21 protein-coding genes and 1 pseudogene are annotated in these 21,715 nt (G+C 71.9%); 7 read left to right on the forward strand and 15 right to left on the reverse strand.

Annotated elements, in window-relative coordinates; all coding sequences use genetic code 11:
* Positions 1-54 precede the first annotated feature (54 nt).
* The gene (locus ABD811_RS19705; RefSeq protein WP_344949440.1) at positions 55-687 is read right to left on the reverse strand and encodes a LysE family transporter; all 633 of its coding nucleotides are present in this window, start codon (positions 685-687) and stop codon (positions 55-57) included.
* Between the two features lie 1,421 nt (positions 688-2,108).
* Between ABD811_RS19705 and ABD811_RS19710 the strand changes: the two genes are divergently transcribed.
* Positions 2,109-3,728, forward strand: coding sequence for a glucuronyl esterase domain-containing protein (locus tag ABD811_RS19710; protein WP_344949442.1), 1,620 nt, complete (start codon positions 2,109-2,111; stop codon positions 3,726-3,728).
* Between the two features lie 127 nt (positions 3,729-3,855).
* Here ABD811_RS19710 and ABD811_RS19715 read toward each other — a convergent pair whose 3' ends face one another.
* The 4 genes from ABD811_RS19715 to ABD811_RS19730 all read right to left on the reverse strand — a co-directional run bounded on the left by ABD811_RS19715 (position 3,856) and on the right by ABD811_RS19730 (position 6,583).
* Entirely contained in the window at positions 3,856-4,728 is an 873-nt protein-coding gene (locus ABD811_RS19715) for a DUF2339 domain-containing protein (RefSeq protein ID WP_344949444.1), read from the reverse strand.
* Positions 4,725-5,048, reverse strand: a complete 324-nt coding sequence (locus ABD811_RS19720) for a PadR family transcriptional regulator (protein WP_344949447.1) — start codon at positions 5,046-5,048, stop codon at positions 4,725-4,727. The genes ABD811_RS19715 and ABD811_RS19720 overlap by 4 nt, the downstream gene beginning before the upstream one ends.
* A gap of 122 nt (positions 5,049-5,170) precedes the next feature.
* Positions 5,171-6,124 carry a hypothetical protein gene (locus ABD811_RS19725; protein ID WP_344949449.1) on the reverse strand — a complete coding sequence of 318 codons (954 nt, stop codon included), beginning with the start codon at positions 6,122-6,124 and terminating at the stop codon, positions 5,171-5,173.
* Positions 6,125-6,157: 33 nt separating this feature from the next.
* The gene (locus tag ABD811_RS19730) at positions 6,158-6,583 is read right to left on the reverse strand and encodes an SWIM zinc finger family protein (RefSeq protein WP_344949452.1); all 426 of its coding nucleotides are present in this window, start codon (positions 6,581-6,583) and stop codon (positions 6,158-6,160) included.
* 140 nt (positions 6,584-6,723) lie between these two features.
* Between ABD811_RS19730 and ABD811_RS19735 the strand changes: the two genes are divergently transcribed.
* The 4 genes from ABD811_RS19735 to ABD811_RS19750 all read left to right on the forward strand — a co-directional run bounded on the left by ABD811_RS19735 (position 6,724) and on the right by ABD811_RS19750 (position 10,633).
* Entirely contained in the window at positions 6,724-7,080 is a 357-nt protein-coding gene (locus ABD811_RS19735; RefSeq protein ID WP_344949454.1) for a hypothetical protein, read from the forward strand.
* 343 nt (positions 7,081-7,423) lie between these two features.
* On the forward strand, positions 7,424-8,452 hold the full coding sequence (gene add / locus ABD811_RS19740) for an adenosine deaminase (protein ID WP_344949456.1): 1,029 nt from the start codon (positions 7,424-7,426) through the stop codon (positions 8,450-8,452).
* Positions 8,449-9,510 (forward strand): LacI family DNA-binding transcriptional regulator, encoded by a 1,062-nt coding sequence (locus ABD811_RS19745; protein WP_344949459.1) that lies wholly within the window; start codon positions 8,449-8,451, stop codon positions 9,508-9,510. The genes add and ABD811_RS19745 overlap by 4 nt, the downstream gene beginning before the upstream one ends.
* A 166-nt stretch (positions 9,511-9,676) precedes the next feature.
* Entirely contained in the window at positions 9,677-10,633 is a 957-nt protein-coding gene (locus ABD811_RS19750) for a nucleoside hydrolase (RefSeq protein ID WP_344949462.1), read from the forward strand.
* Positions 10,634-10,676: 43 nt separating this feature from the next.
* Here the strand turns inward: ABD811_RS19750 and ABD811_RS19755 are convergent, their stop codons facing one another.
* Entirely contained in the window at positions 10,677-11,291 is a 615-nt protein-coding gene (locus ABD811_RS19755) for a TetR/AcrR family transcriptional regulator (protein ID WP_344949464.1), read from the reverse strand.
* Between the two features lie 76 nt (positions 11,292-11,367).
* Here ABD811_RS19755 and ABD811_RS19760 point away from each other — a divergent pair, with 76 nt between their 5' ends.
* Entirely contained in the window at positions 11,368-11,757 is a 390-nt protein-coding gene (locus ABD811_RS19760; protein ID WP_344949467.1) for a DUF6463 family protein, read from the forward strand.
* A gap of 65 nt (positions 11,758-11,822) precedes the next feature.
* Here ABD811_RS19760 and ABD811_RS19765 read toward each other — a convergent pair whose 3' ends face one another.
* From ABD811_RS19765 to ABD811_RS19795, 7 genes are all read right to left on the reverse strand, one after another.
* Entirely contained in the window at positions 11,823-12,935 is a 1,113-nt protein-coding gene (locus ABD811_RS19765; RefSeq protein ID WP_344949470.1) for a sialidase family protein, read from the reverse strand.
* Positions 12,936-12,938: 3 nt separating this feature from the next.
* On the reverse strand, positions 12,939-13,760 hold the full coding sequence (locus ABD811_RS19770) for an ATP-binding cassette domain-containing protein (RefSeq protein WP_344949473.1): 822 nt from the start codon (positions 13,758-13,760) through the stop codon (positions 12,939-12,941).
* Entirely contained in the window at positions 13,757-14,584 is an 828-nt protein-coding gene (locus ABD811_RS19775) for an ABC transporter ATP-binding protein (protein ID WP_344949476.1), read from the reverse strand. The genes ABD811_RS19770 and ABD811_RS19775 overlap by 4 nt, the downstream gene beginning before the upstream one ends.
* Positions 14,581-15,513 (reverse strand): ABC transporter permease, encoded by a 933-nt coding sequence (locus ABD811_RS19780; RefSeq protein ID WP_344949479.1) that lies wholly within the window; start codon positions 15,511-15,513, stop codon positions 14,581-14,583. The genes ABD811_RS19775 and ABD811_RS19780 overlap by 4 nt, the downstream gene beginning before the upstream one ends.
* 3 nt (positions 15,514-15,516) lie before the next feature.
* Positions 15,517-16,446, reverse strand: a complete 930-nt coding sequence (locus tag ABD811_RS19785; RefSeq protein WP_344949482.1) for an ABC transporter permease — start codon at positions 16,444-16,446, stop codon at positions 15,517-15,519.
* Positions 16,447-16,449: 3 nt separating this feature from the next.
* A complete protein-coding gene (locus ABD811_RS19790) occupies positions 16,450-18,027 on the reverse strand; it encodes an ABC transporter substrate-binding protein (RefSeq protein WP_344949485.1) in 1,578 nt (525 codons plus the stop codon).
* 517 nt (positions 18,028-18,544) lie between these two features.
* Positions 18,545-19,618 (reverse strand): alkene reductase, encoded by a 1,074-nt coding sequence (locus tag ABD811_RS19795; RefSeq protein ID WP_344949488.1) that lies wholly within the window; start codon positions 19,616-19,618, stop codon positions 18,545-18,547.
* A gap of 113 nt (positions 19,619-19,731) precedes the next feature.
* Here ABD811_RS19795 and ABD811_RS19800 point away from each other — a divergent pair, with 113 nt between their 5' ends.
* A complete protein-coding gene (locus ABD811_RS19800; RefSeq protein WP_344949490.1) occupies positions 19,732-20,106 on the forward strand; it encodes a MerR family transcriptional regulator in 375 nt (124 codons plus the stop codon).
* A 1-nt stretch (position 20,107) separates the two neighbouring features.
* On the opposite strand, the gene ABD811_RS19805 is transcribed toward ABD811_RS19800, so the two are convergent.
* Both ABD811_RS19805 and ABD811_RS19810 read right to left on the reverse strand, forming a co-directional pair.
* Positions 20,108-20,929 carry a hypothetical protein gene (locus ABD811_RS19805; protein WP_344949492.1) on the reverse strand — a complete coding sequence of 274 codons (822 nt, stop codon included), beginning with the start codon at positions 20,927-20,929 and terminating at the stop codon, positions 20,108-20,110.
* Positions 20,930-21,000: 71 nt separating this feature from the next.
* Positions 21,001-21,651: pseudogene (locus ABD811_RS19810) on the reverse strand (ABC transporter ATP-binding protein); the annotation flags it as partial.
* Between the last annotated feature and the right edge of the window lie 64 nt (positions 21,652-21,715).

Consider the following 21,715-nt stretch of genomic DNA (forward strand, 5'->3'; position numbering starts at 1 on the left):
TCCGGAAACGGACGTAGCGGTTGCCTCGTGGGGGTGTGAACATGGCCCTGCCGCTCAGTCGGCCGTGATGAGCAGATGCAGGGCGAGCGCGCAGATCACGGCGCTGGAGGCCGCGGCCGTGACCAGCCGCCCGCGGCTGCCGGTCAACGCCCGGCCGAGCAGTGCGCCACCGCCGGCCAGAAGCAGTTGCCAGCTGGCGGAGGCGGCGAAGGCGGCAAGAACGAACACCGCCTGCTCCAGATGATCAGGTGCGGCCGTGCCCTGGCCGCCGAGCACCAGCGCCGCGAAGTAGATCACGGTGACGGGATTCAGCATGGTCAGCCCCAGGAGCGCCAGGTAGGCCCGGACGGGACTGATCGGTGTCTCACCGGCCCCGGTCGTCGTCTGGGGCGTGCGGTACCGGCCGATCGCCCGGGCGGCGGCTCGGACCGCCAGTGCGATCAGCACCAGGGCCGAAACCCAGCGCAGGGGCGCCATGATCGGTTGGATCAGGGAGGCGACCGCTGAGCCCGCCACCACGGCGATCAGCGCGTAGAGACCGTCAGCGGTCGCGACGCCGAGTGCGGCGCAGGCACCGGTCCGCAGGGTCGTGCGAGCCGTCAGGGCCACCAGGTATGTCGCGACCGCTCCCACCGGCATGGCGATGCCATAGCCGGCGATGAGCCCCGCGACCAGGGCGGCGATCACGCTCGCGGGAGCGTCGGCCTCCACGGTCGCCCGGACTGCTGCCGGCCCCGCACCGATCGGACGGCGTGGGTCAACGGCAGCGAGGCAATGATTTCGATCACGGGCAGATACTGAGGGCGGCGAGGTCGCCCATGCAACTCGATTTGTAGAGCTGATCGTCACTGCACCGTGGCTGTCGCCCGGGCGCTGCGTGAAGCTCCGCGGCGATCATGCCCATCACGCCTACCCTGAGCACAACCTCGGCGCACGTACGGCTGGCAGCCCCCGGGTGGGGGTGGCCGAGCGGATGGTGTGGCGGCGGCTGGGCATCCGGGCGGCAAGCGCGGGCGGCGTCCGGGACCGGCGCCATACCGGCTGACCGAGGTCGGGAGACCTTTGCCTACTTCCACGGCAACCTGGCGGCGCTGCACCGGGCGCGCCAAGTGGTCATCGACGCGCACGCCGCGCTGGCCGGATGTGACGGCGGCAGCAGCGTCGGCGAGGTGCCTTTTGAAGGGCCACGCCGCATGGATGCGCCTGGACATCGCCATGATCGGCCTCTCCTAGACGCCCCGGGTCGTCCGCACGAGCCCCGATTGCGGGCGCTCGCGGTGCAGCAAGGCACGCGGGCTCTCGATACCGGGGACTCTGACGCCACCGACAGAAAGGCTTGACGAAGCACGGGAACTGACTGCCCGGGCCGCCGAGCATCCCGATGAGGAACCGCTGCGTATTTTATGAACGTACACCGCGCCGCATGCCATCACCCCGGACTGCCTCGCCTGCGGTGTCGCCCTTGAGGCCGTCGACTGCCTCCAACGCGACGCTCTTGTCACCGGCTCCGGCGCCATGGACTCCTCAGCACTAGCACAAGGGGCGGCAAACCTCCCCTGGCCGGCGCGCCAACAATGAATCTTCGCGGGCTACATTCTGCGACGCTCCCCTGGCGGATGAGACAGACCATTTCTTCACCCTTGCACCCCTCGCAGTTCGACAACGACCGAATCGACATGCGTCTTCCTGTTTGCCGTCCACGCCGCCACAGGTCAGGGCGACAAGCGCGCTGCCGAGCGGCCGTCTCTGGTTGCGAAGGACAGCGCCCTCATGGATATCTCCTCCTTCTCTCCTGCGGCGCCGCACGGCTGCCGGGTCCTGCCGCTCGGACACCGCACCGTGAAATCTCGGCATGAATGACTCGATTTCGGGCGCGTTTCGGCTGGTCACCACTCGATTACTACGGGGCGGCCTTTGGCACGGTACAAATCGTCAAGCCAGGGAGGGTGAGTCCGTGCGCTGATGTGGCGGCGCATGCAGGCCGTGAAAATCGCGGACGGCACCCCGAAAAGCATTGACTTATTTCGCCGTACCGCTTGAAACTCGGCGTGTCGACATTCGTGACCGGCGATCGCCGCGCAACGTCCCCACACCGAAGGAGAGCCCCAGTGATCAGCAGCTCGGGCCGCTCCGAGATCCGTGCGGCGATCGTCCTGCTGGCGATCGCGGCGCTCGCGGTCGCCGGAGCGGTAACCGTGATGACGAGAACCACGACCGCCCAGGCCGCCGCAGGCCGTCTCGTGGCGGCGGGGCCCGTCGAAGACGACGGTGCCGACTGTCCGTTGCCCGGCTCGGGCTCTTCGCCCGCCACCTCCAGGCTTCCCGACCCGTTCAGGAAGGCGGACGGGACGCGCATCACGACCAAGTCCGACTGGCGGTGCCGGCGGGCGGAGATCAAGGAGTTGGCGGAGCGGACCGTCTACGGGCAGAAGCCCATCAAGCCCGCGAGTGTCACGGGGACGGTCTCGACCACCGGCATCACGGTGAATGTGACGGACCAGGGCCGCAGCGCCAGTTTCTCGGCCTCGGTCCAGCTGCCGAGTGGTTCCGGGCCGTTCCCGGCCGTCATCGTCCTGGGCGGACTGGGCGCGGACACGTCCACCATCAGGGCGTCCGGTGCCGCGATCATCAACTACGACCCCCTCGCGGTCGGGCGAGAGGGCACGCAGCGGAACAACAAACAGGGCGCGTTCTACAGCGTTTACGGCTCCTCCAGCAGCACGGGGCTGCTGGCCGCCTGGGCCTGGGGGGCGAGCCGCATCATCGACGTGATCGAGCAGTCGGGCGGCAACGTTCTCAAGGCGGACGCGATGGGCGTCACGGGGTGCTCGCGATACGGCAAGGGCGCCTTCGTGACCGGCGCGTTCGACCAGCGCATCGCCCTGACCATGCCGATCGAGTCGGGCAGCGGTGGTCTTCCCATCCTGCGCGGCATTCCCGGGGAGAGCGGCGCCCAGCCGCTCAGCAGCGCCTACGGGGAACAGCCGTGGCTGGGCGACGCGTTCGGCCCCTTCACCGGCAACCCGAACACCCTGCCGGTGGACACGCACGAGACGGTGGCCATGATCGCGCCACGCGGACTGTTCGTCATGGACAACCCCCACATCGACTGGCTGGCCGCCCGGTCCGGCAGCGTGGCGGCGCTGGCCGGAGCCGAGGTCTACAAGGCGCTCGGCGCGGGCGACAACATCACCTACTGGTCCGACGTCCAGGACGGCAGCCACTGCGCCGTCCGGTCCGAATGGCGGACGCCGTTGCAGCAGAACATCCAGAAGTTCCTGCTGAAGTCCGGTAATGCCCCCGGCGCTTTCAGGATCTCCAGCAGGAAGGCCGGCAACCTGGCCGAGTGGCGGGACTGGCAGACCCCGACCCTCTCGGACGGCCCGACCACGCCGCCGACCGATCCCCCCACGGATCCGCCGACCGACCCGCCGACCGGTGGCTGCTCGGCGTCGGTGTCGGTCAACCAGTGGACGGGCGGATTCCTCGCCACGGTACGGGTCACCGCCGGTTCGTCGCCGGTCAACGGCTGGACGGTCACCGTCCCCCTGCCGTCGGGCGCCGGCGTCACCAGCGCCTGGAACGCCAACCGGAGCGGCAACACCGGCACGGTCCAGTTCACCAACGTCAGTTTCAACGGCTCCATCGCCCCGGGCCAGTCGACCGAGTTCGGCTTCCAGGGCACCGGCACCGGCACGGGAATGACCCCCACCTGCTCTGCCAGGTAGTCTCCCGCGCTCGGCGCGTATCCAGGGCCCGGTGTGAGGCGCCAAGCCTCGACACCGGGCCCTCCCCTCCCCGCGCACGGCAGCGGAGGGCGTCCCTGGACGTCCGCGGCCTGAAGCCCGGCGAAGCTCAGCGGCCGGGAGACGAGTCCAGGGTTCTGGTCGCGGATCTCGTCGCCGTCGCCGCCATGACCAGCAGGAGACCGGCGAGGGTCAGCCAGTAACCGGTGTCCTGCGCGCTCGTCGGCGGGTTGGTCAGCGCGGAGGCCACGCCTGGCAGGACGTAGGTCGCCGCCGCCAGCGCCCAACGGGGACTGCGCGCGACGGCCGTGGCCCACACCCCGGCCAGCAGGAGGACGCCCTCCGTACCCGCCCTGACCAGCTGCCAGATCGGGCCGTACTCCCGGACATCGGGCGTGTAGGCAAGAACAAGGGCGGCCGCCGGGATCGCCAGCCACCACCACGGCCGGGTGCGCAGGTTCCGCGACCGGCGAGCCGCGAGGATAACGGCCCCGGCCGCCAGCAGCCCGTACGGCGCCAGCGAGATCCAGTTGTAGTACGCCGGGCCGAAGAACGGCGCCCAGTACGTCGCCTCGAATCCGAAGATCATGGCCCGGCTCGTCGAGAACGCCACGACCAGGGCCAACGGCAGTGTCGCCAGGCTCCATCCGCGCATGAGCGCGATCACGAGCATCGCGGAAACGGCCAGCCACCAGGGGGACGCCTGGTCGGCTATGCCGTACGCCAGATTCGCGAGGGCCAGCGTCAGGAGACCGAGGTGCACGCCGTCGGCCCACCACGGTACGGGGCCCTCGGCGGCCTTACGGGCCCGGGTCGCGAAGCCCGCCGTGACGAGCCCGGTCGTCTCCCGCAGGGACGGGACGCGGCGGGGCGTGTCGTTCATCAGCGTGCCGAGGATCTCGGCGCCGTACTCCTCGCGGTGGGCGGCCGGGAAGACCCGCAGGAAGAGCCGGTACCAGGCTTCGGTGAACGTGCCGCTCATGCCTGTGCCGTCCCCGGCGCCGGTGCCGTCCGTCCGGTGACGACCCGGGCGGCCTGCTCCATGCGCGCCGCCTCACGGGTGAGCGCCAAGCGGCCGTCCTCGGTAAGCCGGTAGTAGCGGCGGGGACGGCCCTGAACGGTCTCCTCGCGATCCACGGCGACCAGCCCGTCGCCCGCGAGCCGGTCGAGCGCGCCGTAGAGGGTGCCGACGGCGAGCCGCACCCGCCCGCCGGACTGCTCCCCGGCCCGCTTGATGATCCCGTACCCGTGCAGCGGACCGTCGAGCAACGCCGCCAACACGAAGTACGTGGGCTCACTCATCACTGTCGATCGTCTGACCATACGCCCGGACGATACCTCGCCCCCCGATACATCGCCCAGCGATACATGAACGAGTGACCTGCATCACCTCCCGAGCGTCGCGCGCGCAGGGTCCGCCGGGGTCATTGCGGTGCGGTCAGGGTGTCCCGGTAGGCGGCGAGCGCCGCGTGCACCCGGGCGCGCTCCTCTTCGGTGAGGTCCATGGGCCGGTGGGCGAACGCCCCGTCGGTGGACGTGTGCATCTCCAGCCCCCTGCGCTGGGCCTGGGCGGAGAGCGCGCCGACCACGTCGAGCAGTGGGAACGCCGACCGGGTTCCCGAGTCCAGTTCCTGGTGGGACGCGAATTGCTCGGCCAGCCTGCACAACCCGTCGGCGAGGTCGGGCGCGGGCATGACGATCGCACCGCCGCCGGCCTCCTGGAGCTGCTTGACATATCGGTCGTGCCAGACCTGCCAGCGCCAGCCCGGCCACTGGGATCTGTCCAGGATCTGGTCCAGGGTGTCGGTCGCCGCCCACACCCCGCCCATGCGCGCGGCCACGTCCAGATGCACGCCGGACGTCGCCGGGCGCGGCCACGAGGTGACCGGCTCCCACGTCCGGAGGCGTTCCTGGAGTGCGGCACCGTGCTCAAGGACCGTCCACGCCGAGCCTTGCACCATGTGGGCGCGCACCCGGCCGTCCCGGGCGATCGTCACCAGGCAGGTGGGCTCGGCCGCCGACGGGTCGGCCTGCCGCAGCGCGATCGGCCCGAGGGGCAGCTCACGTGGCAGTTCCTTCCCGGGAGGCCAGACGTCGGGGTCGAAGTGGAACTGCGGCATGGCCGCCATGAATTCCTCGGGTGTGCGGATGTCGTCCGGCGCCGGCAGGGAGCGCGGCGCCCGCACCTGCCGCCGATCCTCCTCCAGCGCGTCGAGAACGTCGCCGAGCCCGTCGTACGCCCAGTCGATCTGCCAGCCCGGCCAGGTGTGCGCCATGACACCGAGGGCCGCCGCCCGGTACGCGATGTCACCGAGTCCTTTGGAGAGCCACAGCAACCGCCGCCGGTCCCGGTCGATGAGCGCCGCTGCGACGCACATGGCGAGACTCTGGAGAACGGATGGAGCCGGGTTTCAGGAACGCCGCCGCGATCGCGGGCTTGCCCGGTCCTCCAGACGGTGACGCAGCCGGCGGTCGGTCTGGGACGCCTCCAGCAGAAGTTCGACCAGCGCACCGTGGTCTAGCGTCTCCAGGTACGGACGCAGATCCGGGCGGCGCCTGATCTCCTCGCCGTGTTCCCGCGCGTAAAGGTAGGCGAGTGCGACGGCGACGCAGTGCTTGCAAAAGTTGCCGTCCTCGCCGTAGGGGCAATCGCACTCCCCGTCCAACCCGTCCCTGAGAGTCAGCCGTACGCGGTAGAGGTCACCACCCTGGACCTCCGCGTAGATTGCGACATCGTCGGCCTCCAACTCTTCGACCGAGTCGACGTACTGGACGCCCCGGCCATAAGACCTCTCACCCGCCAGCGCGAGCACGTCCTGCTTGGTGAAGTCAGCCACACGGCAGCGATACCAGACATGCCCGCACCAGTCAGCCGAGTCGACGGGCTTGGCGTGCTCGTGGGGCGGTTCGGTGGCCGGCCTCGGCGCGGATGGGACCTGCCTGGACGGCGGCAGGGCGTCCGGTTAGCGTGGCCGGCATGGCAGCCGTGCGCACCATGGCGACATGTCCCGCCTGGGGGTTCCTGGCCGCGACCGTCGACGCGCTGCTCATCGCCGGGTACCTCGCCGTGATCGGCTCGGAGGGGCCCGAGGCGACGCCGGGAATCGTGTGGCTCTTCGCCTCCTTCATGGCACTCCTGGCCGTCCTGTCAGCGGTCGCCGCGTCCACCGCCAGGACGAACCGGCGCCTCTCCGCCACCGCCTTCATCGCTGCGGGCGTCGGACACGCGGCACTCGGCATCGTCGGCCTCGCCTCGATCGGGCTGCCGTTCCTTCTTCTCGCGATCCCCCTGCTCGTCACCGGCATCGCCACGAGGAGAGCCGAGCCGAGCTGACCAACTTTCTCCCGCCGCACGGCGACCGGCTTGCGGAGCGTGTCGGCGGGTGGACGAGCGGCGCGTCGGCGAGCGGCCGACTCTGATCCTGCCGGAGGGGGCGGCGGGGGCGTGTCTCTCACAAAGACTGGGCGCCGGACTGGGGCATCGGGCTCGTCCGGGCCTGCTGCGCGGATAGCGCGCCGCCCGCTCGTCGCGATGATGTGGATGGAGGCTGCCGGTGCAGGACGGTTGACGGGAGTGTGGAAGTTAATCGTATGATGCGGCTTGATCAGGTGCTTTGGCCATGGACATCTTACGTTTGGCGTGAGCATCTCCCGATGCCCGGAAGGAGCCGTAGCCGGTGGAGGGCACGCCCCGTCTGCAACCGAAGGCCGAGTTGCATCTGCATCTGGACTGCTGCGTCAGCTACGCCTGCGTCGCGAAGCTGTGTCCGGGGACGACCCTGGCCGAGTACCTGCGTGACTACGTCGCCCCCGCCAAGTGCGCGGATCTGGTCGACTTCCTCAAGCGGCCCACCAGGGTCGTCCGGCTCATGCAGACACCCTCGGCGCTGCGGCTGGTCACCGATGACCTGTTCGCGCAACTGGCCGCCGACAACGTGGCCTACGCCGAGGTCCGGTTCGCGCCTCTGCTGCACACGGCGGACGGGATGCGGCCCGAACAGGTGGTCGAAGTGGTCGAGGCCGCGGTCGCCGAGGCTAGCGCCGCGACGGGAGTGCGGGCGAGTGTCATCCTGTGCACGCTGCGGCACTTCGACGCCGACGCGAGCATGGCGACCGCCCGGCTCGCCGCCGCGCGGGTCGGGGGCGGCGTGGTCACCGGGTTCGACATCGCCGGTGATGAGGCGGGGTTCGGGCTGGACGCCCACGTCGCGGCCTTCGATTTCGCGCGCGAGCACGGTGTGCGGATCACGGCGCACGCCGGCGAGGCGCGCGGCGCCGACGGCGTCAACGAGATCCTTGACCGCCTGCGCCCGGAGCGGATCGGGCATGGCGTGCGCAGCATCGAGGACGAGCGCACCCTCGAACGCCTCGTCGCCGAAGGCGTCCACCTGGAGGTCTGCCCGACCTCCAACGTACAGACGATGGGAAGCCTCGTGGCCTCCTACGCCGACCATCCGGTCGACAGGCTCAGACGGGCCGGAGTCTCCCTGTCCATCAGCACCGACGCGCGTACCGTCGCCAACGTGACCCTGGACCGGGAGTACGAACGCCTGCGGCACTTCTTCGGCTGGTCCACCGCGGACCTGGCCCGCTGCAACCTCGCCGCCGTCGAGGCCGGCTTCGCCGACGCGGCGGTCCGGCGCGAGCTGATGCCCTTGTTCGCGGCGGCCGTCGGTACCGAGCCCGCCCAGGGTTGCTCGTCATGACCGACGGCGCGGCCGACCGATCGCCCCGCCGCCCGTCCCGCGCGGGCACCGGTCACCGCCGTTCGACCGGGCGCGACGTCGCCGAACTGGCCGGCGTGTCCCAGGCGACGGTGTCCCTGGTCTTCTCGGGCAAGACGTCGGGCCGGGTCTCGGCCGAGGTGGAGGAACGCGTGCGGCACGCCGCCGCGCAACTCGGGTACCGGCCGCACGCCTCCGCCAGCACCCTGCGCGCCGGACGCGCCCGCACGGTCGGGCTGCTGGTACCCGACATCACCAACCCCTTCCTCGGCCATGTGCTGCGCGGCGCGCAGCGGGCCGGACGCGAACACGGGGTGACGGTCGCGCTCATCGAGCCCGGCTCCGAAAGGAACTGGCAGCTCACCGCCATGAACGCGCTCAATGCCGCCGCCATCGACGGGATGATGCTGTTCGCGATCGAACCGCCGCCGTCGGCCGCCCCCACCGACCTCGGGCCGACGGTTCTCGTCGAGGCCGTCGCCGAGGGGTTCCCGAGTGTGCTGCTCGACGTTCGCCAGGGCACCGCGGCGGCGGTCGGGTACCTGCTCGAACTCGGCCACCGCCGGATCGCTCACCTGGGAGCCGATCTCCCGCCGACGACCTTCAAGGCCCGAGCCTCCCAGTGGCGGCGTCTCCTCCGCCGAGCCGGCGTCGACGCCACCGAGGCCCCCGAGGTACTGGCGGCGTTCGACCTGCACGCCGCCCGTGGCGCCGCCCACCAGCTCCTGTCCATGACACCCAGACCGACCGCCCTGTTCTGCGACGACGACCTGCTCGCCGCCGGGGCGCTCATGGCCGCCCACGACCTTCGCATCCCGGTACCCGACCAGCTTTCGATCATGGGTTTCGCCGGCACGCTGCTCTCCGAGGCCGCCACGCCCCAGCTCTCCACCGTCCTCGCGCCCGCCGAAGAACTCGGCGCCCTCGGCCTCCGGACGCTGCTCCAGGCAATGGACGGCCAAGCCACCTCCCCCGAGCCCCTTCCCATGACCCTGGTCCCTCGCGCGTCAACCGCGCCACCCCGGCCACCCGACCGGTGAAGCACCGACCCCGCACGCGGGCCTCGAAGCCCGCGCTTCCAGGGCGGGCCGACTGTCCGCGTCGGTACGACACCCGCCGGAGCCACCCCGGAACGCTGGGCGAAGGCCGGGCCTGCCCTCCGACACTCCGCTACCCGCGTGCCATCACCACGGAAGGAACGCCGCCATGCCCGCCCTGCCTTTGCTCATCGACACCGACACCGGCTCCGACGATGCGGTCGCCCTCCTGCTGGCCGCCGCCAGTGGCCTGGGAGACATCCGCGCGGTGACCACCGTGGCGGGCAACGTGCCGGTGGAGACCGGCACCCGCAACGCGCTGATCTCGTTGCAGACCGCGGGACGCACCGACGTCCCGGTGCATCCCGGCTGTCAGCGTCCCATGACGCGCGTCCTGTCCAGCGCCCAGCACGTGCACGGCCAGGACGGCATGGGCGACATCGACCTGCCCGACCCCGTGGCGGCCCCCCAGGACACGCACGCGGTGGAGGTCCTGCTGTCCCTGCCGCGCCGGTACCCGGGGGAACTGACGCTGGTCACACTCGCCCCGCTGACCAACATCGCCGCCGCGCTGCTGAGCGACCCGCTGCTGCTGACACGGTTCCGGCACGTCTACTGCATGGCCGGCGCCGCCGATCTCGCGGGCAACGTCTCGCCCACCGCCGAGTTCAACGTCTGGGCGGACCCTGAGGCCGCCCGCATCGTCACGCAGGCCGCCACACCGGACAAGGTGACGTGGATCGGCTGGGACGTCTCCCGCAAGGACGCGGTGATGTCTCCGGCGGACCAGCGGCGCCTGGAGCAGATCGGCACGCCGATGGCGGACTTCGCCCATCGCATCAACCGCACCCTCGACGAATGGGCCCGCGACGTCACTGGCCTGGCCGGCTACGACCTGCCCGATCCGGTCGCCATGGCCGTCGCCCTCGACCCGGGCCTGATCACCGAACGGGAGCAGGCGCACGTCGACATCGCCGTGGGCGACCAGACCCGCGGGCAGATGATCATCGACCGGCGGAAGGCGGCTCCGGCCCCCAACCTGACGCTGGTCCGCCGCGTGTACGAGGCCGGGTTCAAGAAACTGCTGTTCGACACCCTCGCCAACCCCGTCCCCTCCCCTGCGTGACGCACTCCGCCGATCCGGCGCCACGGATGACGGTCGTCGTCCATCACTCGGCCGGGGACGGTTTGGGCGGGCGCGCGGTGAGGGTGGTGGTGACCAGGTCGGCGATGGCGGCGGCGAACTCGTCCAGGGTTCGCCGGTCGGTGCGGTGCAGCATGAGGATCCAGCTGAGCATCGAGCCGGTCAGCAGGGCGTGGACGGCCGTCAGGTCGGGGACGGCGGGCAACTCGCCGCGCCGCACCGCCCGTTCGAGCACCTCCGTCACGCAGGCGCGCTCGGTCTCCACGAACGCCTCCTGGATGCGGGCCGCCGACGCCGGATCGGCGGTGATGTCCGCGAGCAGACCCAGCAGGCTGGGCGCGGGGATGGTGGTCAGGCTGGCGGCGATGTCGGCGCACAGCGCGGTGAGGTCGGCGCGCAGCGATCCGGAGTCGGCGGGGGCGGTGATCGTCAGATCGTGCACGGCGGCGGCGAAGACCATCTCCTGCTTGCCGGCGTAGCGGCGGTAGATGGCCGCCTTCCCCACGCCCGCCCGGGCGGCGACCGTGTCCATGGTGATGCCGCCGTAGCCCGCCTCGGCCAGCAACTGCCGGCAGGCCGCCACGATCGCCGCGTCCACCCGTTCGTCCCGTCGCCGCCCCACTTGCCTCCGCGTCGTCATGGGGCCATGATACGAAACCGAGAGTTCCGGAACGGCGAGTTTCGGAACTGATGGTTCCACATACGGGGGGATCGCCGTGATCACATGGGCGGGACGCGTCATCGCGCTCCTGGGCACGCTGCACCTGCTGACCAGCGCCTTCTACAGCCGCGAGCACGTCCCGGGCTGGGCCACGGGAGACCTGTGGTTCCCGGGCAAGGGACCGGAGGACCTCTCCCCCTCGGCCGGGGCCTTCTGGCTCACCGTGGGCAGCTTCGGGCTCCCTCTCCTGCTGCTGGGGCTCCTGATCATCTGGATGGACCGGCACCGCATCGTCCCTCCCGCCTTCCTCGCCTGGACGATCGGCGCCTGGTGCACCCTGGGCGGGCTCCTCCTCATGCCCTCGCCCTTCCTGCTCGCCTGGGTTCCGGCGGCGATGCTCCTGATCGCGGCCCGCCGCCGAGCACGAGCGGAGACCACGCCCTGACCATCGGAGTCGATGCTGGCTGATCGCTGGCCTGCCCGTTCGGGCTGCCCCGGGACGCCGCCCGCTCACCCGCGTGAATCGTCCGGCGGCAACTGGAGGTATTTGATGGCCTTGCGGTGGTGGGTGTAGGCGATGTGGAGCCTGCCGTCGGGGGTCTGCTGGATGGACGGGTAGGACAGTTCGCGGTTCAGGCCGTCGCGGGAGTTGTTGGTCAGGCAGTAGCCGTCGCCCACCTCCAGGTCGTGCCGGTCCGGCCAGGTGCGGCCGCCGTCCGAGGAGAAGGCCAGGGTCATGGGGGCTCGGGGGGCGCCCCAGAAGGCACGGCCGGGGGGCTGCGCGGCCGTGTCGCCGCCGTCGTCGATCTCGTCGTAGAGGGAGTCGCGGCGGTCGGTCGCGTCCGCCGCGCTGCTGTGGTTGTAGACGAGGGCGAGGCGGCCGTCCCGCAGCGGGACGTACTGGATGGACGAGTTGTTGTTCGGCAGTTCCGTGGGGACGGGCGCGCTCCACGTCTCGCCTTCGTCCAGGGAACAGGACGAGTGGATCCAGTCGGCCCGGCGGCTGCGGAAAAGCGCCAGCAGACGGCCGTCCGGCAACCGGTGGACGTTCATGTGGACGAGCCCGGTGCTGGACGGGACGGGCCGCTCGCGCCACGAACCGCCCTCGTCGTCGCTGATCATCACGGCGCTGGTGTCGTGGTCGCCGACCCACCTGGCGCCCGGCGTGCGGGGGCAGCGGAAGATCGGCAGCAGCCAGCGGCCGGACGGCAGCACCTCGACGGGCTGCCGGATGAACACGCCGCCGGCGTCGCTCGACGGGAACAGCGTGCGCGGGGGCGACCAGGTGACGCCGCCGTCCGCGGAGACGCGCAGGCGCACCTCGGCGGTGTCCTGGTTGCCGAAGTGCTGCGCCGTGTAGAGCAGCCACAGGTCGCCGGACGGCGTGGGGAACAGGAGCGGGTTCTGCTCCGAGCGCGCCGGGTCGTCGGAGAGCCGGACGGGCTCGCTCCAGGCGGAGCCGGACAGCCGGGAGAACCAGACGGAGATGTCCGACATGCCCTCCTGGGTGCCGCCGAACCACACGCACCCCACCTCGCCGGACGGCAGGACGGTCAGGTTGGCGGCGTGGTTCTGCACGGCCGGGACGGGCAGGAACGTCTCCCACCGCTCGTCGACAGGCATGGCTCAGCTCCCCAGGGACGAGACGATCGCGCGGGGCTTGCGGCCCTTCATCGTCGCCGGGTCGAGGGCGGCCCGGCGCAGCGCGCGCGTGTACGGGTCGGACGGGGCGGACAGCACGGCGTCGGTCGGGCCCGCCTCCACGATCCTTCCTTCCTTCATCACCACGACCCGCGAGCTGATCTCGCGGACGACGCCGAGGTTGTGGGAGATGACGATGAAGGTCAGGCCGGTCTCCGCCTGCAGGCCGCGCAGCAGGTCCAGCACCTGGGCCTGCACCGAGACGTCCAGCGCGGAGGTGGCCTCGTCGCACACCAGCAGCTCGGGGCCGCCGGCCAGGGCGCGGGCGATGCCGATGCGCTGGCGCTGCCCGCCGGAGAACTCGGCGGGACGCCGGTGCAGCGCGCTGGACGGCAGCCCCACCCGGTCGAGCAGCTCGGCGGCCCGCCGCGACCGTTCGGCCCTGGCGCGCACCCCGGCCAGCCGCAGCGGCTCGGCGACGATCTGCTCGGCGGTCAGGTGCGGGTCGAGCGACCCGTACGGGTCCTGGAAGATCATCTGGACGCGGCGGCGCAGCGGGCGCAGCCGTTTCTCCGGCAGCGCGGCCAGGTCGACGCCGTCCAGCAGGATCCGCCCGGACGTCGGCCTGAGCAGCCGGACGATCGCGCGGGCCGTCGTCGACTTGCCGCAGCCGGACTCGCCCACGATCGCCAGCGACCCGCCGCGCGGCACGTCGAAGCCGATCCCGTCGACCGCGCGGAACGTCCCGCCGCGCACCGGGTACTCGACGACCAGGTCCTGGACGGACAGCAGCGGCTCCCCGCTCATGCGCTCTCCTCGGTGACGGTCTCGTCCCACGGACCCAGCGCGGGCACGGCGGCCAGCAGGTCCCGGGTGTACTGCTCGGACGGCGCGTCCACGATCCGCTCCACCGGCCCGGACTCGACGAACCGGCCGCCGCGCATCACGTGGATGCGGTCGGACACCAGGCGGGCCACGCCCAGGTCGTGCGTGATCATCAGGATGCCGACGCCGGTGCGTTCCTGCAGCTCCAGCAGCAGGTCCAGGATGCCCGCCTGGACGGTGACGTCCAGCGCCGAGGTGGGCTCGTCGGCCACCAGCAGGCCCGGTTCGGCGGCCAGCGCGATCGCGATGAGGACGCGTTGCAGCATGCCGCCCGACATCTGGTGCGGGTAGGCCTTCCACCGCTTCTCGGGGTCGCGGATCCGCACCTGCCGCAGCAGCCCGACGCCGCGTTCGCGCACCTCGGCCTTGGACAGCCCGGGGTGGCGCAGCCGGATCGCCTCGCCGAGCTGGTCGGCGACGGTGTGGACGGGGCTGAGCGCGGTCATCGGGTCCTGCGGGATCAGCGAGACGCTGCGGCCCCGCACCTTCGCCGCCGCCTTCGGGTCGGCCACCACGTCCACGCCGGAGATCCGGGCGCTTCCGGACAGCACGGCCAGGCCGTCGGGCAGCAGCCGCAGGATGCCCATCGCGGTGGTGGACTTGCCCGACCCGGACTCCCCGATGATCGTCACGGTCTCGCCGCGGTCGATGGTGAAGGAGACGCCGTCCACCGCACGCACGACGCCGTGGTCGGTGATCAGCTCGATCCGCAGGTCCTCGACCTCCAGCAGCTTGGCGCGGCTCATCGGGCGGCCTCCGTCCGGGTGCGGCGGCGGGTGCGGTCGCGCAGGCCGTCGCCCACCAGGTTGACGCCGATGACCAGCAGCGCGATCACCAGTCCGGGCAGCGTGACCAGCCACCACGAGGTGGTGATGTAGTCCTGGCCGTCGGAGATGATCCGTCCCCAGGTGGCGAACGGACGCTGCGGCCCGGCGCCCAGGTAGCTGAGCGCGCTCTCCAGCAGCACCGCCTGCGCGAGCAGCAGCAGCACCACGAGCGTGGCCTGCCGGACGATGTTGGGGATGACGTGCCGGAGCAGGATGGCGAACTTGTGCAGGCCGAGCACCTGCGCGGCCGCCACGTACGGTTTCTCCCGTTCGACGAGCACCAGAGAGCGCGTCAGCCGGGCCACCTCGGGCCACTGCGCGACCGCGATCACGCAGGTGATGACGGTGACGGACGGCCCGAACAGCGCGACCACGAGCAGCAGCATCATCAGCAGCGGCAGCGACAGCTGCGCCTCCAGCAGCCGGGAGACGACCGTGTCGACCCAGCGCCCGTAGTATCCGGCCGCGGCGCCCGCGACGACCCCGATGATCCCGGACACCAGCACGGCCAGCAGCCCGATCGACAGCGACACCTGCCCGCCGTGCAGCACCCGCGACAGCAGGTCCCGGCCGAGCTGGTCGGTGCCGAACAGGTGGCCGTCGGTCAGCGGGGCGAGCCGCCGCCGCGACAGGTCCTGCTCGTCCGGGCCGGGCAGCGGCAGGACGCCGGCCAGCGCGATCGGCACCACCACGACCAGCGTGCAGACCGAGCCGATCCACAGCTTGAGCCGCGCGGCGCGGCGCCGCCGGGTCGCGGTGGCCGCCGCCAGCAGCCTGGGCGTGACGGCGCTGGGCCGCGGCTCCGGTCTGGACGCGGCGCCCTGGGCGCCTTCAGCAGCGATGCTCATGGCTCAGGCCGCCTTTCCGAGTCGCACCCGCGGATCGAGCAGCGGGTAGCACAGGTCGATCAGGAGCTGGACGAGGATCGCCAGGCTGGCGGTGACCAGCACGGTCGCCTGGATGAGGGGGTAGTCGCGGGTCTCCAGGGCCCGCACGACCAGCGACCCGACCCCGGGCCAGCCGAACACCACCTCGACGACGACCACGCCGTTCAGCAGCGCGGCGAACCGCGTGCCGAGCGCCGTCAGCACCGGGATGGCCGAGTTTCGCATCGCGTACCGCCAGGTCAGCGCCCGTTCGGACACGCCGCGCGACCGCGCCACGGTGACGTAGGGAGACGCCAGCGCCGCCGCCATCTCGCGCCGCACCAGCCGGGAGATGAGCGCCAGCTGCAGCGTCGCGACCGTCACCGTCGGCAGCACCAGCCCGCCCCAGGTGGTGAAGCCGGACGCGGGCAGCACCGGCACCACCACGGCGAACATCGTCAGCAGCATCACGCCGATCCAGAAGTCCGGCATGGACTGCCCGGCGATCGTCATGATGTTGGCGCCCAGTTCCCGCTTGGTGTCGGCGCGGCGGGCCATCCACACGCCGAGCGGCACCGCCAGCACCGTCGTCACCGCGATCGCCGAGACCGCCAGGGTGATCGTGTACGGGACCCGGTCGAGCACCACGTCCAGCGCCGGCGCCCGGAAGGCGTAGCTGGTGCCGAGGTCCCCGCCGAACAGGTCCCTGATGAAGATCCAGTACTGGGCGGGCAGCGACTCGGTCAGCCCGAGCTGCTCGCGGATCCTGTCGAGGTCGTCCGTGGACGGGTTGGGCCCGGCCATCGCCGCCGCCGGGTCGCCGGGCGCCAGCCGGATCAGCACGAACACCGTGGAGACCGTCAGGAAGATCGTCAGAATGCTCTGCCCGGCGCGGCGCGCCAGATATCGCACCATCGCTCAGCCCTCCAGCCGCACGGAGGCGAGGTCGTAGGAGTTGGTCGGCGCCAGGGCCAGGTCACGCACCCGGACCCGCCGGGCCAGCACCGCGTTCGGCACGAACGCCCACAGGCACGGCCAGGTCGCCCAGATGGCCTTCTGCGCGTCGGCGAGCTTCTGGTCGCGCTGCTCCGGATCGGTCTCGCCGGACGCGTCGGCCAGCTTCGCCGCGATCTCGGGGAAGACGTAGCCCTGGTAGGTGTCGCGGGTGCGCTCCTTGTCGGGCGTCCCGCCGAACATGCCCTGCAGCGACGTCAGCGCGAGCCCGGTCTGGTTGCCGAAGCCGTTGCCGAGCACGTCCCAGTCGCCCCGCCTGCCCTGCCGCCACTGCAGGATGTCGCCGCCGGGCTCGAACTGCCGCAGGCTCGGGCGGACGCCGACGTCGCGCAGCATCTCCACGACCGCCTCCATCACCGAGGTGTCGGCGGCGAACTCCCCCGACTCCCAGATGATCTTGACGGGCAGGTCGCGGACGCCCAGCTCGTCCAGCATCCGCCGGGCCCGCGCCGGGTCATGGACGTACCGGCCGACCCGGACCGCCCCCCGCAGCGCGGGCGGGACGACGCCCTCGGCCTGCTCGGCCGACCCCGTCAGCACATCGTCGACCAGCGCCTTCCCGTCGATGGCGTAGGTGAGGGCCTCGCGCACCCGCGCGTCGGCCAGCGGGTGCCCGCGCGGCTTGCGGAAGTTGTAGAAGAGCTGGTTGATGCGGGTGCCGGTGATCCGCTCGATGCGCACGCCGGGCAGGCCCGCGAGTTGCTCGGCCGAGTCGGGGGTGATCGAGTCGATGACGTCCAGCTCGCCCGACCGGATCGCCACCACCCGGCCGGCCTCCTCGGGCACGAACCGCACCCGCACCCGGTCGATCCGCGGCCGCGGCCCCCAGTACGCGCGGTTGGCGGCCAGCGAGTACTCCCCGGAGCCGCCGTCCGCCTCGGTGACCACGTACGGCCCCGACCCGACCCCGCCGCTCAGCTCCTGCGGACGGTTGGCCGCCGCGGGGCTGATCAGGATGTTGGCCATCAGGTAGTCCAGCGTGGACACGGGCCGCTCGGTGTGCAGCCGGAACGTCCGGTCGTCGATCTTCTCCACCGACGGCACCTCGGGGAAGAGCCCCATGATGTACGAGCCGTTGACCTGCTCGTACATCGTCAGCGCGGTGGCGACGTCCGCGACCGTGACCGGCGTGCCGTCCGAGTAGCGCACGCCCTGCCGCAGCCGCACCGTCCACTCGGTGGGCCCGGTCAGCTCGAACCGGTCGGCCAGCACCAGCCGCGGCTTGAGGTCGGTGCCGATGCTGGTCAGCGCCTGCCGGACGGCCCGCTGCACGGTGACCGCCGCGTCGAACTGGTTGAGCTTGTTGTCCAGGCTGACCAGCGACCGGTTCAGCCCGAGCGAGACGGTGCCGGGCCCGGGCGCCCCGGTCGGCCCCGCGCAGGCGGCCGTGAGCGGACCGAGGGCAAGGCCCGCGCCCGCGCCGGCTCCGAGACGAAGCAGCGCGCGACGGCTGAGCGCCGGGCTGGGAGGAAGTCGGCTCATCGAAGACCTCGCGACGTTGAGGGCAGACCGGTCGACGGGGCCCCGGCTCTGCCACCAGGCGTTTAACGCCCTGGGGAGTGGGATGTGGCTGTGGTGTCGGTCACGATGGCACGATTGCGTGATTCACGCAATACCCCTCGCGCGTTTCGCGCAGCCCGGATCCCGCCCGCTGAACGCGCGTCCTTCCCCCGCAGCTCACCTCGGAGCCCCCACCCCAGGCCCCTCCACCCCGGCCCACCCCACCGGCCGCCCGCTCCTCCCGACGCGCGCAACACGCAACCCCGCCGCCCAAACCACGCACCCGGGAGATCCCGCCGCCCCTCACGCCGACGGCCCGCCGGCCTCGGTGAGCCCGGCTCAACGCACCGTGTCCCGGCGTGCTGATCTTCCGTCGCGTGCGGCGTCGGGCGGGCGGCCCCGCCAGCTTGGTGTGCCGCCCGCCGCCGCACGGCCCGGCCCGTGTCATGCGCTGAGCAGTTGGGCACTCCCCCCGTCGCCAGTGCCGACCTCTGGGTCGTCAGGCGGCGTGCTGGTAGGTGGGGTAGGTGAGGTAGCCGGTGTCGCCGCCCTGGTAGTAGGTGGTTTCGTCGACGGGGGCGAGCGGGAGGCCGATGCGCAGGCGTTCGACCAGGTCGGGGTTGGCGATGAAGGCGCGGCCGAAGCTGATGAGGTCGGCGCCCAGGGCGAGCCAGCGGTCGGCCTCGGCACGGTCCGTCTGCTTCGGGCCCATGGGCAGCGTCGGGTTCATGATGAGGGTGCCCGGCCATGCGCGGCGCAGGGCGATTAGCACCTCCTCGGGCGCGGTGGCCTCCAGGTGCACATAGGCCAGGCCCAGACGGGACAGCTCGGTCAGCAGGGCGGTGTACAGCGCGAGGACGTCGGTCTCCTCCACGCCCCAGAAGGTGCCGCCGGGAGACAGGCGGATGCCGGTACGGGAGGCACCGATGGCCTCCACGGTCGCGGAGGCAGCTTCGACGGCGAACCGGATCCGGTTGGTCAGCGAGCCGCCGTAGCGGTCCGTGCGCAGGTTGGCGTTGGACGAGAGGAACTGCGAGATCAGGTAGCCGTTCGCGCCGTGCAGCTCCACGCCGTCGAAGCCCGCGTCGATGGCGCGGCGCGCGGCGGCGGCGTACGACTCGGCGTGCTCGGGGACTTCGGCGGTGTCCAGCGCGCGGGGCGTCGGGGCGGGCTTGGGGCCGGTCGGGGTGAACACGTCGCCGACGGCGGGGACGGCGGAGGGGCCGACCGGCTGCATGCCGGTGGTGTCGGGATGCGAGACGCGGCCGCCGTGCATGATCTGGGCGAAGATGCGTCCGCCGTTGGTGTGCACGGCGGCGGTGACGGGCCGCCACGCGGCGACCTGCTCGTCGGTGTGCAGTCCCGGCGTGCCCGGGTTGGACTGTCCGATCAGGCTGGGCTGCACGCCTTCGGAAATGATCAGGCCGGCGGTCGCGCGCTGGGCATAGTAGGTCGCCATCGACGGTGTGGCCAGGCCGCCGGCGGCCGCCCGGACCCGTGTCATCGGGGCCATCACCACCCGGTTGGGCAGTGTCAGGTCGCCGAGCCGGTAGCTGTCGAAAAGGGGTGTCATGTCAGGTCCTTCGCGGTCCCGTGGTACCCGGATCTCGGATACGCGGTTACGCTAAAACCTCACATCCATGTCAGAGGCAAGGGTTGTGCCGCGGATCACAGCAGGGGGACGGCATGCGCATCGGAGAGCTTTCGGCACGCACGGGGGTCAGCGTCCGGTCCCTGCGCTACTACGAGGAGCAGGGACTGCTCAGGAGCACACGCAGTGCCAGCGGCCAGCGGCATTACACGGACCAGGACGTCGAGCGGGTCGAGTTCCTCCAGCGCTTGTACGCCGCCGGTCTGTCCAGCCGCGTCATCGCGGATCTGCTGCCATGCGTCGACTCGCCCAGCGCGGAGCACTCCGACGCAGCGCTGGAGCGGATGACGCAGGAACGCGACCGGCTCTCCCGGCACATCGCCGACCTGATCGGCACCCGGGACGCGCTCGACGGGCTGATCGACCTGACGCGGGCGTACCGGGAGAGCATGCGGGCGGCCGCCCGCTGAGTCACAGGTCGCGGCGGTGCACGACGGTCACGGCGACGGCCAGCGCCGCCACGGCCCAGGCCGCCAAGACGATCCACGCCTCGGTCGCCGACACCGGGTACCTGGGCGGGACGAACGGGGGCCTGGCCGGGTTCTGCACGAGGGCCTGCCAGGCGCTGACGGGCATCGCGTTGCCGATCTCCTTGACCCACCGGTACGTCTCGCCCTGGAACAGCCGGGGCAGCAGGGCCAGCACGCCGACGACCGCGACGACGCTGCCGGCGGTGTGCCGGACGAGCGCGCCCAACGCCATGCCCACCAGGCCGCACACCGGCGCGAGCAGCGCGGACGCCGTCACCGCCCGCAGCGCCCCGGGGTCGGTGATCGACAGGCCGATGCGCTGCTGCTGGTAGACGGCCTGGGTGAGGCCGAACGAGCACCCCGCCACGACCGCGCCGAAGGCGAGCAGGACGACGGACACCACGGCGGCCTTGGCGGCGACGACCGCCCGGCGGGCGGGCACGGCGGCGAACGTGGTGCGCGCCAGGCCGGTGGCGTACTCGCCGTAGACGGTCGCCGCGCCGACGACACCGGCGATGATCACGAAGATGTGGAAGGCGTCCACGACGAACGCGGCGTGCAGCGGGTCGATCGCCAGGCGCTGCTCGGGGTTGCCGCTGCGCTCGATGAGGGCGACGTTGGAGCGGGCGGAGTTCACGCAGATCCCGACGACGAGCAGCGCTCCGCCCGCCAGCACGCCGTAGGTCGAGCGCAGCGACCACAGCTTGGTCCACTCGGCGGCGAACAGATCGCGGAACCGGGCCTTCGGCTCGACGTCGCTCATCGCGTGCCTCCCGCGCGGTACTGGGCGCTGTCGGCGGTGACGTCCATGAACGCGTCCTCCAGGGTGGCGGCGCGGGCGGCGAAGTCGGCCAGGGGCTCGTCGGCCAGCAGGCGGCCGCGGCCGATGACGAGCAGGTGGTCGGCGGTGTGCGCCATCTCGTTCATCAGATGGCTGGAGACCAGCACGGTGCGGCCCTCGGCGGCCAGGCGGCGGAACAGGCCGCGCGCCCAGCGCACGCCCTGCGGGTCCAGGCCGTTGAGCGGTTCGTCGAACAGCAGCACCGGCGGGTCGCCGAGCAGCGCGGCGGCGATGCCGAGCCGCTGCTTCATGCCGAGGGAGAACGTGCCGATGCGGCGGCGTGCCGCGTCGGCGAGCCCGACCTCGTCCAGCACCTGCTCGACGCGGCGTCGCGGGATGCGGTTGCCGCGGGCCAGCGCGGACAGGTGCGCGGCGGCGGTGCGGCCGCCGTGCACGTCGGCGGCGTCCAGCAGGGCGCCGACGTCACGCAGGCCGCGCGGCAGGTCGCGGACGGGGCGGCCGTCGACGGTGACGCCGCCGCCGGTGGGCTTCTGCAACCCCAGGATCATGCGCAGGGTGGTGCTCTTGCCCGCGCCGTTCGGCCCGAGGAACCCGGTGACGCGCCCGGGCCGGACGGTGACGGTCAGCGCGTCGACGGCCGTGATCCGCCCGTAGCGCTTGGTCAGTTCGGTGGCTTCGATCACCCCGTCCACGCTGCCGGGCGCGGACGTCGTCCCACATCGGACCGCCGTTCACATTCGCCGGTAC

The organism is Actinomadura miaoliensis (assembly GCF_039536785.1).
Taxonomy (GTDB): Bacteria; Actinomycetota; Actinomycetes; order Streptosporangiales; family Streptosporangiaceae; genus Spirillospora; species Spirillospora miaoliensis.

What these genes read in the sequence shown, in the direction of transcription:
- ABD811_RS19715 (WP_344949444.1), bottom strand. Translation starts at nt 4,728, where the DNA reads ATGAGCGGCACGTTCACCGAAGCCTGGTACCGGCTCTTCCTGCGGGTC.
- ABD811_RS19720 (WP_344949447.1), bottom strand. Translation starts at nt 5,048, where the DNA reads ATGAGTGAGCCCACGTACTTCGTGTTGGCGGCGTTGCTCGACGGTCCG.
- ABD811_RS19725 (WP_344949449.1), bottom strand. Translation starts at nt 6,124, where the DNA reads ATGTGCGTCGCAGCGGCGCTCATCGACCGGGACCGGCGGCGGTTGCTG.
- ABD811_RS19735 (WP_344949454.1), top strand. Translation starts at nt 6,724, where the DNA reads ATGGCAGCCGTGCGCACCATGGCGACATGTCCCGCCTGGGGGTTCCTG.
- ABD811_RS19745 (WP_344949459.1), top strand. Translation starts at nt 8,449, where the DNA reads ATGACCGACGGCGCGGCCGACCGATCGCCCCGCCGCCCGTCCCGCGCG.
- ABD811_RS19750 (WP_344949462.1), top strand. Translation starts at nt 9,677, where the DNA reads ATGCCCGCCCTGCCTTTGCTCATCGACACCGACACCGGCTCCGACGAT.
- ABD811_RS19755 (WP_344949464.1), bottom strand. Translation starts at nt 11,291, where the DNA reads ATGACGACGCGGAGGCAAGTGGGGCGGCGACGGGACGAACGGGTGGAC.
- ABD811_RS19765 (WP_344949470.1), bottom strand. Translation starts at nt 12,935, where the DNA reads ATGCCTGTCGACGAGCGGTGGGAGACGTTCCTGCCCGTCCCGGCCGTG.
- ABD811_RS19770 (WP_344949473.1), bottom strand. Translation starts at nt 13,760, where the DNA reads ATGAGCGGGGAGCCGCTGCTGTCCGTCCAGGACCTGGTCGTCGAGTAC.
- ABD811_RS19775 (WP_344949476.1), bottom strand. Translation starts at nt 14,584, where the DNA reads ATGAGCCGCGCCAAGCTGCTGGAGGTCGAGGACCTGCGGATCGAGCTG.
- ABD811_RS19780 (WP_344949479.1), bottom strand. Translation starts at nt 15,513, where the DNA reads ATGAGCATCGCTGCTGAAGGCGCCCAGGGCGCCGCGTCCAGACCGGAG.
- ABD811_RS19785 (WP_344949482.1), bottom strand. Translation starts at nt 16,446, where the DNA reads ATGGTGCGATATCTGGCGCGCCGCGCCGGGCAGAGCATTCTGACGATC.
- ABD811_RS19790 (WP_344949485.1), bottom strand. Translation starts at nt 18,027, where the DNA reads ATGAGCCGACTTCCTCCCAGCCCGGCGCTCAGCCGTCGCGCGCTGCTT.
- ABD811_RS19795 (WP_344949488.1), bottom strand. Translation starts at nt 19,618, where the DNA reads ATGACACCCCTTTTCGACAGCTACCGGCTCGGCGACCTGACACTGCCC.
- ABD811_RS19800 (WP_344949490.1), top strand. Translation starts at nt 19,732, where the DNA reads ATGCGCATCGGAGAGCTTTCGGCACGCACGGGGGTCAGCGTCCGGTCC.
- ABD811_RS19805 (WP_344949492.1), bottom strand. Translation starts at nt 20,929, where the DNA reads ATGAGCGACGTCGAGCCGAAGGCCCGGTTCCGCGATCTGTTCGCCGCC.